The 12,919-nt window shown below is 67.2% G+C and carries 13 protein-coding genes; 10 read left to right on the forward strand and 3 right to left on the reverse strand.

Going from position 1 to position 12,919, the window contains the following annotated elements:
• Complete coding sequence (locus G524_RS15370) at positions 1 to 1,368, forward strand: aromatic ring-hydroxylating oxygenase subunit alpha (RefSeq protein ID WP_051221013.1); 1,368 nt, start codon at positions 1 to 3, stop codon at positions 1,366 to 1,368.
• Here the strand turns inward: G524_RS15370 and G524_RS15375 are convergent.
• Complete coding sequence (locus G524_RS15375; RefSeq protein ID WP_036857663.1) at positions 1,329 to 2,948, reverse strand: FAD-dependent oxidoreductase; 1,620 nt, start codon at positions 2,946 to 2,948, stop codon at positions 1,329 to 1,331. The two genes, G524_RS15370 and G524_RS15375, sit on opposite strands and share 40 nt — an antisense overlap.
• 104 nt (positions 2,949 to 3,052) lie before the next feature.
• Here G524_RS15375 and G524_RS0108430 point away from each other — a divergent pair, with 104 nt between their 5' ends.
• A complete protein-coding gene (locus G524_RS0108430; RefSeq protein ID WP_027443323.1) occupies positions 3,053 to 3,829 on the forward strand; it encodes an SDR family NAD(P)-dependent oxidoreductase in 777 nt (258 codons plus the stop codon).
• Between the two features lie 87 nt (positions 3,830 to 3,916).
• On the opposite strand, the gene G524_RS0108435 is transcribed toward G524_RS0108430, so the two are convergent.
• Positions 3,917 to 4,729 (reverse strand): SDR family NAD(P)-dependent oxidoreductase, encoded by an 813-nt coding sequence (locus G524_RS0108435; protein ID WP_027443324.1) that lies wholly within the window; start codon positions 4,727 to 4,729, stop codon positions 3,917 to 3,919.
• Positions 4,730 to 4,861: 132 nt separating this feature from the next.
• On the opposite strand from G524_RS0108435, the gene G524_RS0108440 reads away from it, so the two are divergent.
• The 3 genes from G524_RS0108440 to mobA are packed head-to-tail and all read left to right on the forward strand — an operon-like array spanning position 4,862 to position 6,137.
• The gene (locus G524_RS0108440; RefSeq protein ID WP_036857664.1) at positions 4,862 to 5,272 is read left to right on the forward strand and encodes a nuclear transport factor 2 family protein; all 411 of its coding nucleotides are present in this window, start codon (positions 4,862 to 4,864) and stop codon (positions 5,270 to 5,272) included.
• Between the two features lie 5 nt (positions 5,273 to 5,277).
• Positions 5,278 to 5,619: a putative quinol monooxygenase gene (locus G524_RS15380; RefSeq protein ID WP_036857665.1), complete on the forward strand. Its 342-nt coding sequence runs from the start codon at positions 5,278 to 5,280 to the stop codon at positions 5,617 to 5,619.
• Between the two features lie 11 nt (positions 5,620 to 5,630).
• Positions 5,631 to 6,137, forward strand: coding sequence for a molybdenum cofactor guanylyltransferase (gene mobA, locus G524_RS0108450; protein ID WP_027443326.1), 507 nt, complete (start codon positions 5,631 to 5,633; stop codon positions 6,135 to 6,137).
• Here mobA and G524_RS0108455 read toward each other — a convergent pair.
• Complete coding sequence (locus G524_RS0108455; protein ID WP_027443327.1) at positions 6,134 to 7,138, reverse strand: NADP-dependent oxidoreductase; 1,005 nt, start codon at positions 7,136 to 7,138, stop codon at positions 6,134 to 6,136. The two genes, mobA and G524_RS0108455, sit on opposite strands and share 4 nt — an antisense overlap.
• A gap of 119 nt (positions 7,139 to 7,257) precedes the next feature.
• Here G524_RS0108455 and G524_RS0108460 point away from each other — a divergent pair, with 119 nt between their 5' ends.
• The 5 genes from G524_RS0108460 (at position 7,258) to G524_RS0108480 (ending at position 12,918) form a co-directional block, all read left to right on the forward strand.
• The gene (locus G524_RS0108460; RefSeq protein WP_084625115.1) at positions 7,258 to 9,396 is read left to right on the forward strand and encodes a molybdopterin-containing oxidoreductase family protein; all 2,139 of its coding nucleotides are present in this window, start codon (positions 7,258 to 7,260) and stop codon (positions 9,394 to 9,396) included.
• Between the two features lie 29 nt (positions 9,397 to 9,425).
• Positions 9,426 to 10,436, forward strand: a complete 1,011-nt coding sequence (locus G524_RS0108465; protein WP_027443329.1) for an NADP-dependent oxidoreductase — start codon at positions 9,426 to 9,428, stop codon at positions 10,434 to 10,436.
• A complete protein-coding gene (locus tag G524_RS0108470) occupies positions 10,436 to 11,206 on the forward strand; it encodes a ThuA domain-containing protein (RefSeq protein ID WP_036857666.1) in 771 nt (256 codons plus the stop codon). The genes G524_RS0108465 and G524_RS0108470 overlap by 1 nt, the downstream gene beginning before the upstream one ends.
• Complete coding sequence (locus G524_RS0108475; protein WP_027443331.1) at positions 11,203 to 11,580, forward strand: nuclear transport factor 2 family protein; 378 nt, start codon at positions 11,203 to 11,205, stop codon at positions 11,578 to 11,580. Before G524_RS0108470 ends, G524_RS0108475 begins: the two co-directional genes overlap by 4 nt.
• A 96-nt stretch (positions 11,581 to 11,676) precedes the next feature.
• Positions 11,677 to 12,918: a cytochrome P450 gene (locus tag G524_RS0108480; protein ID WP_027443332.1), complete on the forward strand. Its 1,242-nt coding sequence runs from the start codon at positions 11,677 to 11,679 to the stop codon at positions 12,916 to 12,918.
• Position 12,919: the final 1 nt, after the last annotated feature.

Below are 12,919 nucleotides of genomic sequence, written 5' to 3' on the forward strand. Positions count from 1 at the left end.
GTGGCAACGCGCGCCAGGCCCGCCCCGACGCGGATCGATCTTGCGCCGCGGCCGCTGCCTGCGCTTTCGGGCGGGCCGATCGACGGGCGGCGTTACTGGTGCCGCGACTTCATGGCGCGCGAATGGGACGCGATCTGGACCAGGGCCTGGCTGATCGGCGGGCTGGCGAGCCAGGTGGCCCGGCCCGGCGATTTCTTCACCTATGATCTCGGGCGCGAGAACATCCTTGTCATCCGCGGCGAGGATGGGCGGGTGAGGGCCTTCTACAATGTCTGCCCGCACCGCGGCAAAAGGCTGGTAATGGCCGAGGAGGGCCAGGCCCGGCGCCTGTCCTGTTCCTATCACGGCTGGCGCTTTACCAGCACCGGCGATCTTGGCTTTGTCCCTTGTCCTGAGGATTTCGCCGGCGGCAATCCCTGCGGCAAGCTGCGGCTGGAAGAAGTCAAGTGCGAGGTCTTTGCCGGCTTCGTCTGGGTCAATCTCGATCCCGCCGCCCCGCAGCTTGCCGATCACCTCGGCCCGGTCGGCCCGCAGCTGGCGCTCTACCGCATGGAGCAGATGCACCGCACCCACTGGGTGACGCTCGAGGGTGACTGGAACTGGAAATGCGTGCAGGACAATTTCAACGAGAGCTACCACCTGCCCTTCGTCCACCCGCAGACCCGCTTCGTGATGGAGCAGAGCTACAGGGACTGCCAGTTCGATCTCTATGCCCCGCACGGCCATGCGCGCATGATCATGCCCGGCGCGCGGCCCTCGCGCGCGCTGCGCGGACACGTGGACACAGTGCTCGAGATGATGCGCACCGAACTGGTGTTCTGGGGGCTTGATCCTGAGGATTTCCGCGATGATCCTTCAGCGATCCGGGCCGCGCTGCAGGTCGCCAAGCGCGCGCGGGGCGCCGAGAAGGGCTATGATTTCAGCCATTTCCACGATTGCCAGCTGACCGACCATGTGCACTTAACGATCTTTCCCAACCTCAGCTTCAGCCTGAAGCCGGATGGCTGCATCTGGCTGCGCGCCGATCCGCACCCGACCGATCCCGAGCGGTGCTATTTCGATATGTGGTATTTCACCTGGTTCCCCGAGGGCGCCCAACGCTACTACGCCTATTCGATGGGGCAGGAGGTTGATCGCACCGTCCGCGCGCCGCACCAGCGCGGGAAGGTGGGGGAGTTCTCCTGCGGGCCCGGCATCGATCAGGACGTGGCGATCTGGAGCGAACAGCAGAAGGGGCTGCGATCACGGGGCTACCGGGGCGGGCACCTTGCAGGGCAGGAGGCGCGGGTGCGCTTCTTCCACGACACCATCGACCGCTGGCTCGAAGGTCAGAGGTTGGCCAGCGCCGCAGCGCGCCCGGCGAGATAGCCGAAGGTGAGCGCCGGGCCCAAGGTCCCGCCCGCGCCGGCATAGACGCCGCCGGTGGGCGCGGCGATGGCATTGCCCGCCCCGAACAGCCCGGCAATCGGCGCGCCATCGTGGCCGAACACCCGGCCCTTGCCATCGGTGCGCGGCCCGCCATTGGTGCCGAGCAGCCCCGAGGCGATCTCCACCGCATAGAACGGTGCCTTGCGGATCGCGCCCAGGGTAACAAAAGGCCCGGTGCGCGAGCGATCGCCATAGAAATGGTCATAAGGGCTGGTGCCGCGGCCGAAATCGGGATCGGTCCCCGCATCGGCATGGGCGTTGAAGCGCGCCACGGTGGCGCCGAGCACGGCCGGATCGAGCCCGATCTGCCGCGCCAGAACCTTGATCGTCTCGGCGCGCATCACCCAATCGGGCAGCGGCTGGCCCGGCTGGCGGGTGCCGAGCGGATAGCGCGCGGCATATTGCGCATCGAAGATCAGCCAGGCGGGCAGGTTCGGATAATCATAGCGCGTGGCATCGAACTGGTGGAACACCCCGCCGAGCGCCGAATAATTGGCCGCCTCGTTGCAGAACCTCTTGCCCGCGCGATTGACCATGATCGAATGGGGCACGGTGCGCTCGATCAGCACGATCTGCGCGCGCGGCGCGCCGCCGGGCCAGGGCGCATCGGGGGTCACCAGCGTCGGCGCCCACCAGGCGCTGGTCATGTTGCCGAGCCGCGCCCCGGCGGCCATGGCGAGCTTCAGCCCCTCGCCGGTCGCGGTCGGCGGGCTGGCCGGGGCCGTCACAGGCCCGCGCAGGAAGGTCTGGCGCAGATCCGCGTCCCACTCAAAGCCGCCGGTCGCCAGCACCACCCCGCGCCGCGCGCGCAGGGCAAGGGGCTTGCCCGCCTGCACGCCTTCGATCCCGGTGATGCGCCCACCCTCCATGATCAGCCGCTGCGTCTCGACCCCGAGAAGCGGCTCGATGCCGCGATCAAGGCAGGCCTTTAGCAACCGCGCCACCATCGCCTGGCCAAAGCCGCATTGGCGCGCGGCAAGGCGCTGGGCGAGCACCTCCGGCCCCGGCACCGCCGCAGCCCCGCCGAGCGGGGTCTCGCGCAGCATCAGCGGGCGCGGCTCCTCGATCGCGTAGATCCGCGCCGCCCATTCCCCCAGCTCGCCGAGATCGAACAGGTCATGATCGAGCGCGCGGCTGCCCTGCGGCTTGGCGCCGGGCCGATCGGTGTAGTAATCGGGATAGCCCGGCAGCACCGCCACCTTGAGCGCGCCGATCGCGGCCAGGAAGGCCAGCGCCTCGGGCCCGTGATCGACGAAAGCTTGAAGCGTCTCGTCCACGAGATCGCCATGATCGAGGCTGCGGAAATAGGCGAGCGCATCCGCGCGGCTGTCGGCGATGCCGGCGGCGCGCATCCACGGATTGTCCGCCACCCAGATCACCCCGCCCGAGACCGCCGAGGTGCCCCCGATCCGCTCCCAGCGTTCGACCAGGCACACGCGCGCCCCGGCCTCGTGCGCGGCAAGCGCGGCGGCCATGCCCGCTGCGCCCGTGCCCAGAACGATCACGTCAACCGCGTCCATGGCCCGGTTAGAGCGCCGCCGCCCCGCCCCGGGCAACCCGTCATTTTGGCAAGGTGCGCTGGGCGCGGGGCGCGGCTAGGCAAGGTGCGGGAAGGAGAGAGGCGATGAAACTTCACGGCAAGATCGCAGCCATCACCGGGGGCACGGCGGGCATGGGGCGCGGCATTGCCGAAGCCTTCCTCGCCGAAGGGGCCAAGGTCGCGCTGTTTGCGCGCAATGCGGACAAGGGCGCAAAGGTGCTCGAGGAGCTTGGCGCGGGCGCCAACGCCATCTTCATCGCCGGGGACGTGATGAACCAGGCCGATATCGAGGGCTTCATCGACCAGGTGATCACCCATTTCGGCACGCTCGACATCCTCGTCAACAATGCCGGGGGAGCGGGCGATCTGCAGCCGCTCGTCAATCTTTCGGATCACGCCTTCGACGAGGCGATGAAGTGGAATGTCTATTCCACCTTCTGGGCCACGCGCCGGGCGCTGCCCACGATGCTCGCCAAGAAGAACGGGCGGATCATCAACATCTCCTCGATGGAGGGCAAGCACGGCAAGCCGGTGCTCACCGCCTATTCGGCCGCCAAGCACGCGGTCAACGGGCTGACCAAGAGCCTTGCGCGCGAGGTCGGCGCGCAAGGGGTGACGGTCAACGCCATCTGCCCCGGCCTCGTCATCACCGACATCATCCGCAACAACGGCCCGGCGACCGCCAAGGCGATGGGCATGGCGCTTGAGGAGATGATCGCCATGTTCGCCGAGGAAGCGGCGATCAAGCGGCCCAACACAGTCGAGGAGATCGCCGCGGTGGCGGTGCTGCTCGCCAGCGAGGCGGGCGCGGGGATCACCGGGGCGCAGATCAGCGTCGATGGGGGCACGGCGCAATATTGAGCCTGCGCGCCCGGCGCGGCGCGCTGGCCGGGCAGCGCCAATGTTTCTGCTGCGCCAATGTTCCACGTGGAACATTGGCGCAGCGCTTCACCCCTGCTGCTGGCGCGCCATCGCCGCTGCCACTGCCGCGGCGACATCGCCCGCCTGGGGATTGCCGCGCAGCGTCAGCCCGCCATTGGGCTGGATGTTCTGACCCGTCACGAAAGCCTGGTCGGTGCACAGCCAAAGGCACGCATGAGCAACGTCATCGACGGTGTTGAGCCGGCCGAGCGGATAGCGCGGCAGGAAGGCATCGACGAGGCCCGGCACCTGGAAGCTCTCCTGCGTCATCGGGCTTTGGGTAAAGGCGGGCGAGACGGTGTTGGCCTTGATCCCGAGGTGGCCATAATCATTGGCCACGCATTCGATCAGCGCCTCGGCCCCGCGCTTGGTGCCGATATAGGCGGCATGGTTGGTGATCAGTGCCTTGGTGGTGGCCGATGAGAGGCTGATGAGCGAGCCGCCGGTTGGCTGCTGCTGGCTCATCACCCGCACGAAGGCCTGCAGGAAATGGTGCACGCCCTTGAATTGCAGATCGACGATCCGGTCGAGCTGCTCCTCAGTGATCTCCTCGAGGCTCGCCAGAAGCCCCCAGCCGGTGGTGTTGATGGCAATATCCACCCGCCCGAAGGTCTCGCGCGCCTGGTCGGCAAGACCATGCACCTCGCCGTGGCGGGTGATGTCGCACAGGGCATGGGCGCCGCCGATCTCTTCGGCAAGCGCGGCGAGCGGGCCTTCTTTGCGCCCGGCCACCATCACCCTTGCCCCCTCGCGCGCAAACAGCCGGGCGATCGCCTGGCCCATGTTGCCTTCCGATGCCGCGCCGAGCACCACCGCGCTCTTGCCCTCGAGTTGTCCCATCGCCGCTCTCCTCATCCTTGGCCCCACGCCTACCACGCTGCATGGGACCAAGGCCCTTGCCAAAAGTGGGCATTGTCCGCCCGCCCAGCCGGGCCGATAGCCGCACCCACCCAGCAGGAGAGGATGCAAGCCATGTTCACCGGGCCGCTCGAGGATCGCGTGGCGATCGCCGAACTCAATGGCACCTATGCCGATGGCGTGGTGCGCGGCGATGCGACCACCTGGGCCAGCGTCTGGGCGGAGGACGCGCGCTGGGACCTGATGGGCCACCAGACCGAGGGCAGAAACGCGATCGTCGCCTTCTGGCAGCAGGCGATGAGCGGCCTTGAAGCGGTGAGCTTCCACTGCATCCCTTGCATGATCGCGGTCGAGGGAAACCGCGCCACGGCGCGGGTGCAGACCCAGGAGATCCTGAAGCCCAAGGAGGGCAAGGCGCGCCATGTCGGCGGGCTATACGAGGATGAATTGCGCAAGATCGACGGGGCCTGGCGCTTTACCAGCCGCACCTTCCGCATCATCGCCGAGTTTGGAGCAGAGGGCTGAAATCCATGGCAAAAATCCTCATTTCCGCGCAGATTGACGTTGATCCCGCCCGGCGCGCCGAAGCGCTCGAGACCGCCCGGGTGCATATCGCCGCCGCGCTCGCCGAAAAGGGCTGCATCCACTATGACTGGAGCGCCTGCGCGATGAACCCGGCGCGCATCAACGTGTTCGAGGAATGGGAAAGCGAGGAGGCCCTGGCCGCCCATTTCCGCGATCCGGCCTATCTGGGGATGCGCGATCACATCGGCCGCTTCGGCATCACCAGCGCGGTGAGCCGCAAGTATCGGGTGGACGCCGAAGCGCCGGTCTATGACGAGGCAGGCCTGCCAAGCGCGGCCTTCGGCTAGGCCCTGGCGCCGTGCTGCTGGGCGCGATCCTTGCAGGCGGCGCGGCGCGACGCTTCGGCAGCGACAAGGCCGCGGCCACCTGGCGCGGCCAGCGGCTCATCGATCATGTCGCCGCCGCGCTTGGGGCGCAGTGCGATGGGATAGTGGTGTGCGGGCGGGCCGAGCCTCCTTTCCCCTCGCTTGATGATTGGCCCGCGCCCGGCCTTGGGCCGCTCGGCGGGCTGGCCGCGGCGCTGCGCCATGCCGAGGCCCACGGCTTTTCCCACGTGCTTTCCGCCGGGGTCGATGCCCCCGATCTGCCGCACGATCTTGCTACCGCGCTTGCCGGCGCGGGCGCGGCGATCCTGGCGAGCCAGCCGGTGATCGGGCTGTGGCCGGCGGGCCTTGCAGGCGCGCTTTGTGACTATCTCGCCGGCGGCGGGCGCGCGCTTTATGGCTTTGCCGCCGCGGTGGGCGCGCGCGAGGTCGTCCTCCCCCGCCCGGTGATGAACGTCAACCGGCCCGAGGACCTTGCCTAGAGCCTCAGCATCTGCTTGCCGCGGTTCTGGCCCGAAAACAGGCGTTGCAGGGTGGCCGGGGCGTTCTCAAAGCCGTGCTGGATATCTTCCTGATAGGTGAGCCGGCCGTCCTTGACGAAAGCCTCGAGCCGCTTGCGGATCGCCGGAAACTCGCTCGCCCAGTCGAGCACGATGAAACCGGCCATGGTGCCGCGGCGGAAGACGAGGTTGAAATAATTCTCCGGCCCGGCGGGGAGCGTTCCGGTTTCATAGCGGCTGATCCCGCCGCAGATCACCACCCGCGCGCCGGTGGCGATCTGGCTGAGCATGTCGTTGAGGATCTTGCCCCCGACATTGTCATAGATCACATCGACCCCGCGCGGGCACAGCTCTTTGATCTGGTCCCTGACGCTGCCGGCCTTGTAATCGATCGCGCCGTCATAGCCGGCCTCGCGCACCAGCCAGTCGCACTTCTCCTGGCCCCCGGCGATGCCGATCGCCCGGCACCCGGCGATCTTGGCAAGCTGGCCGACGATGCTGCCCGTCGCCCCGGCCGCGCCCGAGACCAGCACGGTATCGCCCGCCACCGGCTTTCCCACCTTGAAGAGGCCGCACCAGGCGGTAAGCCCTGTGGTGCCCAGCACTGAGAGCACCGCGGTGGGGGGCAGCGTGGTTTCAACCCTGGTCAGCTCCTTGCCGTCAGACACGAGATATTCGGTCCACCCCGTGGTGCCGAACACCAGATCGCCCACGGCAAAGCGGCCGCCGTTCGAGGCCACCACCTCGCAGATGCCGCTGCCGCGCATGACATCGCCGATCGCCATGGGGGCGACATAATCGGCGATGTTCTCCATCCAGCCCTTCTGCGCCGGATCGAAGCCGAGATAGAGCGTTTTCAGGAGCATCTGCCCGGGGCCGGGATCGGGCAGCTCGGTGGTGGCAAGGCGGAAATCATTGGCAATGTCGATCGGGCGGCCGCGCGGGTGGCCGTTGAGCAGCCATTGGCGGGTGGTGGTCGGCATTGGTCTCTCCTTGGGTTGTCGCCATGCTATGGCGGAGGCGCGCCGCAGCGCTCCACGGACAAAAGTGTCAGTCGAGCGGGCCCTCGCCTGTGCTAGTCTCGAGGGCGAGGGAGAGGATCATGCGCGCGCACACCCACAAGACCTTCTGCCGCTTCTGCCATGCCAATTGCGCGATGGAGGTGGATGTTGCCGACGGGCGCGTCATCGCCGTGCGCGGCGATCCGGATGACCCGGCCTTTGGCGGCTATACCTGCATGAAGGGCCGCGAACTGCCCGAATCGCACAATTCCCCCGATCGCCTGCGCCAGAGCCTGGTGCGCAACGAAAGGGGCGAATTCGTGCCGACCCCGATGGACGAGGCGCTTGCCCATGTCGCGCGGGAACTCACGCGCATCATCGATACCCACGGCCCCCATGCGGTGGCGGTGTTCATGGGTTCGGGCGGGTTCCAGAACTCAGCGGCGATGGCCGCCTCGCTCAGCTTTGCGCAAGCGCTGGGCAGCCGCAATTTCTACACCTCGGTCACGCTCGACCAGCCCGCCAAGGTCTTCACCACCGCGCGCTATGGCAAGTGGATGGCCGGGCCCAACACCTTCAGCGAGAGCGATGTCGCCTTCTTCATCGGCAACAACCCGATCGTCTCGCACTATGCGCCGGTGGGGGGCGTACCGCCCTTCAGCCCCTCGCGCCGCATCCGCGACCGCAAGGCCGAAGGGCTGAAACTCATCGTTGCCGACCCGCGGATGAGCGATGTCGCGCGGCTGGCGGACATCTACCTCCCCGTAAAGCCCGGGGAAGACCCGGCGATGCTCGCCGGGATGCTCCACGTCATCATCGCCGAGGAGCTTTACGACCGCAATTTCGTCGCCGCCCATGTCGATGGCTTTGCGGCGCTCGCCGAGGCGGTCAAGGCCTTCCCGCCCGAGGTGGCGGCAGCGCGCGCCGGGCTCGACAAGGACCAACTGATTGCCGCGGCGCGGATGTTTGCCGGCGGCGCCAAGGGCTGCGCGGTCACCGGCACCGGGCCGGAAATGGCGGGCAACGGCACGCTCACCGAATATCTCGTCACCTGCCTCAACACCATCTGCGCGCGCTTCAAGCAGGAGGGCGAGAAGGCGGCGATTCCGGGCGTGTTCAGCCCGCTTCAGGGCCCGCGCCGCGCCCAGGTTGGCCCGCCGGCGGTGATGTTCGGCGCCGAAGGGATGCCCAAGTCACGCTTCCGTGGGCTGGGGCACCTCGGCTGGGAAATGCCCTGCAACGTGCTGGCCGATGAAATCCTCACCCCCGGCGAAGGCCAGGTGCGCGCGCTGATTTCGGTGGGCGGCAATCCGGTGGTGGGCTTTCCCGATCAGGCCAAGATGGTGCGCGCGCTCGATGATCTTGAGCTGTTCGTCCAGATCGATCCGTGGATGAGCGCCTCGGCCAAGCGCGCCAGCGTGGTGCTCGCGCCCTCGCAATGCCTCGAGCGCGAGGACATCACCAACCTTTCCGAATGGTGGCACGAGGAGCCCTATGCCCGCTACACCGAGGCGATCGTGCCGCCCCCGGGCGATTGCATCGACGAATACGAGATGTTCTGGACGCTCGCCAGGCACCTCGGCCTGCAACTCATGCTCGCCGGCGGGCCGCTGCCGATGGACAGGAAGCCGAGCAAGGAGGAATTCCTCGATCTTGCCACCGCCGGGTGCCTCAAGAAGCCTTCCGAGGTGCGGCGCGATTGCCAGGCCCATGGCGGGGCGGCGATGGTCTATCCCGCGCTGCACCCGGTGGTCGAACCAGCAGATGAAAGCCAGTTCCACCGCTTTGATCTTGCCGCCGGGGCCATGCCGGACGAGCTCCTCAGATATGCCGAGAACCGCGCGGCGAAGGAGGGCTTTGACTTCCGCCTGATCAGCCGCCGCTCGAAAAGCAGGTTCAATTCGATCGGCCACCCGCTCAAGAACCTGCAAGCGAGGGCCACCACCAACCCTGCCTATATCCACCCCGATGACATCGCCGCCCTCGGGCTCGAGGAAGGCGGGATCGTGGCGATCTCCAGCCCGCATGCCACCATCTATGGCGTGGTCAAGGCGAGCGACAAGCTGCGGCGCGGGATCGTCTCGATGGCCCATGCCTATGGCGATGCCGATGCCGGCAAGCACGATGTGCGCACCCGCGGTTCTTCCACCAACCGGTTGGTGAGCGAGGTGGTCGATTATGATCCGATCACCGGCCAATCGCTGCAAAGCGCCATTCCGGTGCGGCTCGAACCGGCCTGATCCTCGCCCGACACACGCAAAGGAAACCCATGCCCCCCAACCGCCGCTTCCTCTTGATGCGCCGCCCCCAAGGCACCCCGGTGCCCGAGGATTTCGCGCTCGTCACCCAGGAGACCCCCGCGCTCGCGCCGGGTGAGTTCCTGATCCGCAACCACTATGCCTCGCTCGATCCGGCGATGCGCGGGTGGATGGATGCAGAAGGCAATTACATGCCGCCCATTCCCTTGGGCGCGCCGGTGCGGGCGAGCACCATCGGGGTGATCGCCGAAAGTCGCGCCGAGGGCTTTGCCCCCGGGCAATGGGTGATGGGCTTGAACGCGCTCGAGGACTATTCGGTCGGCGTTGCCGGGGGCTTTACCCAGGTGATCGATCCGGCCGCGGTGCCCAGCATCACCAATTACCTTTCGATCTTCGGGGCGGTGGGGATGACCGCCTATTTCGGCCTTTTCGAGGTGTGCGAGCCAAAGCCCGGTGAGACCGTGCTGGTCTCGGGGGCGGCCGGCGCGGTCGGCAGCCTCGTCGGCCAGCTCGCCAAGATCCACGGCTGCCGCGCGGTGGGGATCGCAGGGGGGCCGGCCAAGTGCGCGCGCCTGACCGAGAAATACGGCTTTGACGCCGCGATCGACTACAAGGGCAAGGACGAGGCAGCGCTGAGCGAGGCGATCGCGGCGGCCTGCCCCCATGGGGTTGACGTGATCTTTGAAAATGTCGGCGGGATCATCCTCGATGCCGGGCTGATGCACCTCAACCTCCACGCCCGGGTGGGCCTGTGCGGCCTCATCAGCGAATACAACACGGCGCCGCGCGGCTGCCGCAACCTGTGGCAGCTGATCGTCAAGCGCGCGCAGATCCGCGGCCTGTTGGTGGCCGATTATGTCGATCGCTTTGCCGAGGGCGCCGCGCAGATGGGCCAGTGGGCCGCGCAAGGCCGGCTCACGATCGATGAACATATCGATGAAGGGCTGGAAAACGCCTTCGCCAGCTTCATGCGGCTGTTTGCCGGCACCAATGACGGCAAGATGATCCTCAAGATCGCCTGATGGCGCGCAGCCTGCTCGTCCTTTCCGGTGGGCACCCTTATGAGGCCGGGCCTTTCGGCGAACTCCTCGCCAGCCTCGGCGATTGGCAGATTGCCCACCTCGTCCACCCCGAGGGCGGCGAGGCCGATGCTGCCGCGGCGATCGAGAGCGCCGATGCGCTGCTGTTTTACGACATGCCGGGCTACAGCTTTGGCGCAGGCAGGGTGACGATGCGCCCGCCCTCGCCCGCCTATTGCGCGGCGCTCGCCCGCCGCTTTGCCAGGGGCAAGGGTGCGGTGGCGCTGCACCATGCCCTTGCCGGCTGGGCGCTGTGGGCGGAGTGGCACCAATGGCTCGGCGGGCAGTTCCACTACCAGCCGGGGCCGCACGGGCCGGATTCGGGATACCGCCACGAGGTCGCCTACACCGCCCGGGTGGTGGCCGATCATCCCGTCACCCGCGGCCTGCCCCAAACCTTCCCCGTCACCGACGAGCTTTATCTGTGCCCGATTGACGAGGCGGCGATCACCCCGCTCGTCAGGGCCGAGGGCTTTGCCTTCTCCCGCGACAATTTCTATTCCGCCGCCAAGGCGGTGGCCGGGGCGATGTTCAGCCGCGCCGGCTGGGATCACCCCGATGGCAGCAATTGCATCGCCTGGCAAAGCCGCCGCGCGCCCGCCCCGCTCGTCTATATCCAACCCGGCGATGGACCGGCGGCCTATGCCCATCCCCACCTGCGCCGGCTGATCGCCCAAGCGCTCGCCTACACTGCTCAAGGAGCCTGCCCATGACCCCGGAGGAAACCGTCACCGCCTTCATCGACCAGTGGAACCGCAACGACATGGAGGCCATGCTGGCCATGTGCGCCGAGGAGGTGGTGTGGCACAACATCCCGATGGAGCCGATCCGCGGCAAGGAAGCGATGCGCGCCGCGGTGGAAGGCTTCATGGCCGGGGTGGAAGGCTGCGCCTGGCAGGTGCACGCCATCGCCGCCAGGGGCAACACGGTGCTGACCGAACGCACCGACGGCTTTGTCCTCAAGGACGGGCGCACAGCGAAGATCCGGGTGATGGGCACCTTCGAGATCGATGCCGCCGGGCGCATCGCGGCGTGGCGCGATTATTTCGACATGGCCGAGTTCACCCGCGAATTTGGCAGCGCCTGATGCACGCAGCGCAATCCTAACACAAACGCGCATCGCATCCGGGCGCGGGGCGTGGCTAGGCTTTGCCATGCAATTCCAAGGTGCCGGAGCCGCCCGATGAACAAGCCCGAAGGCAATATCTTTGCCCCCGAGACGCTGCTTGATCCCTTCGACTATTACCGCGCCGTGCACGAGGCCGGGATCGGGATCGAATATCTCGAGGGCATGAACACCTACGTGGTCTATTCCTATGACCTGTGCAGCGAGGCGGCCAGCAATCCCGAGGTGTTCTCCAATGATTTTACCGCGCTGATGGGGCGCGAGGCGGAGGAGGAGATCAAGGCGATCCTGGCCGAGGGCTGGCCCGATGTGCCCACCCTGCTGACCGCCGATCACCCGGTGCACACCCGCAACCGCAAGCTTGTGAACCTTGCCTTTTCCGCCCCGCGGGTGAACGCGATCGAGGCGGACATGCGTGCCAAGTCGATCGAGCTGATCGAGGCCTTTGCCGACAGGGGCGAATGCGAATTCGTCGAGGAGTTCGCCGTGCCCCTGCCGGTGGCGATGATCGCCGGGCAGATCGGGCTCGAGGACGATCCCAAGCGGGTCAAGGCCTGGTCTGACGCGGCGGTCGATCGCTTCAGCCAGATGATCGATTTTGAACGCAAGAAGGAATGCGCCCGCAGCCTTGTCGAGTTCCAGCACTATATCAAGGGCCTGATCGACGAGCGCCGGGCGCATGGCGGCAATGACCTGTTGACCGATCTGGTCGAGGCGCGGGTCGAGGGCGAAACCCCGCTCACCGATCCGGAAATCATGTCGCTGATGCAGCAGTTCATGGTGGCGGGGAACGAGACCACGACCTCGACGCTTGCCGGGGGGCTGCTCCAGCTGATTCGCAACCCCGATCAGATGGCCAAGGCCAGGGCCGCCGCCGGCGGGCGCGATCCCAAGCTGATCATGAACCTGGTGGAAGAGGCGCTGCGCTATGAAACCCCGACCGCGGGCATGTGGCGGATCGTCAAGAAGGACACCGAGCTTGGGGGCATGAAGATCCCGGCGGGCGCGGTGATGCAGCTGCGCTATGCCGCGGCCAACCGCGATCCGAAGAAATTCCCCGATCCCGATCGCTTCGATATCGAGCGCGCCAACGCCCGCGCGCACCTGTCCTTCGGCAAGGGGCCGCACATGTGCGTGGGCAACATGCTCAGCCGCAAGGAGATGCTGGTGGCCTTCGACGAGCTGCTCGAGCGGCTCGATAACTTCGCCATCGCCGACGAGAACGCCATCCGCATCCTGCCCAACATCCTGCTGCGAGGGGTCACCCACCTGCCCATCACCTTCACCCGCAAGGCCTGAA

This window comes from Erythrobacter cryptus DSM 12079 (assembly GCF_000422985.1).
Taxonomy (GTDB): Bacteria; Pseudomonadota; Alphaproteobacteria; order Sphingomonadales; family Sphingomonadaceae; genus Erythrobacter; species Erythrobacter cryptus.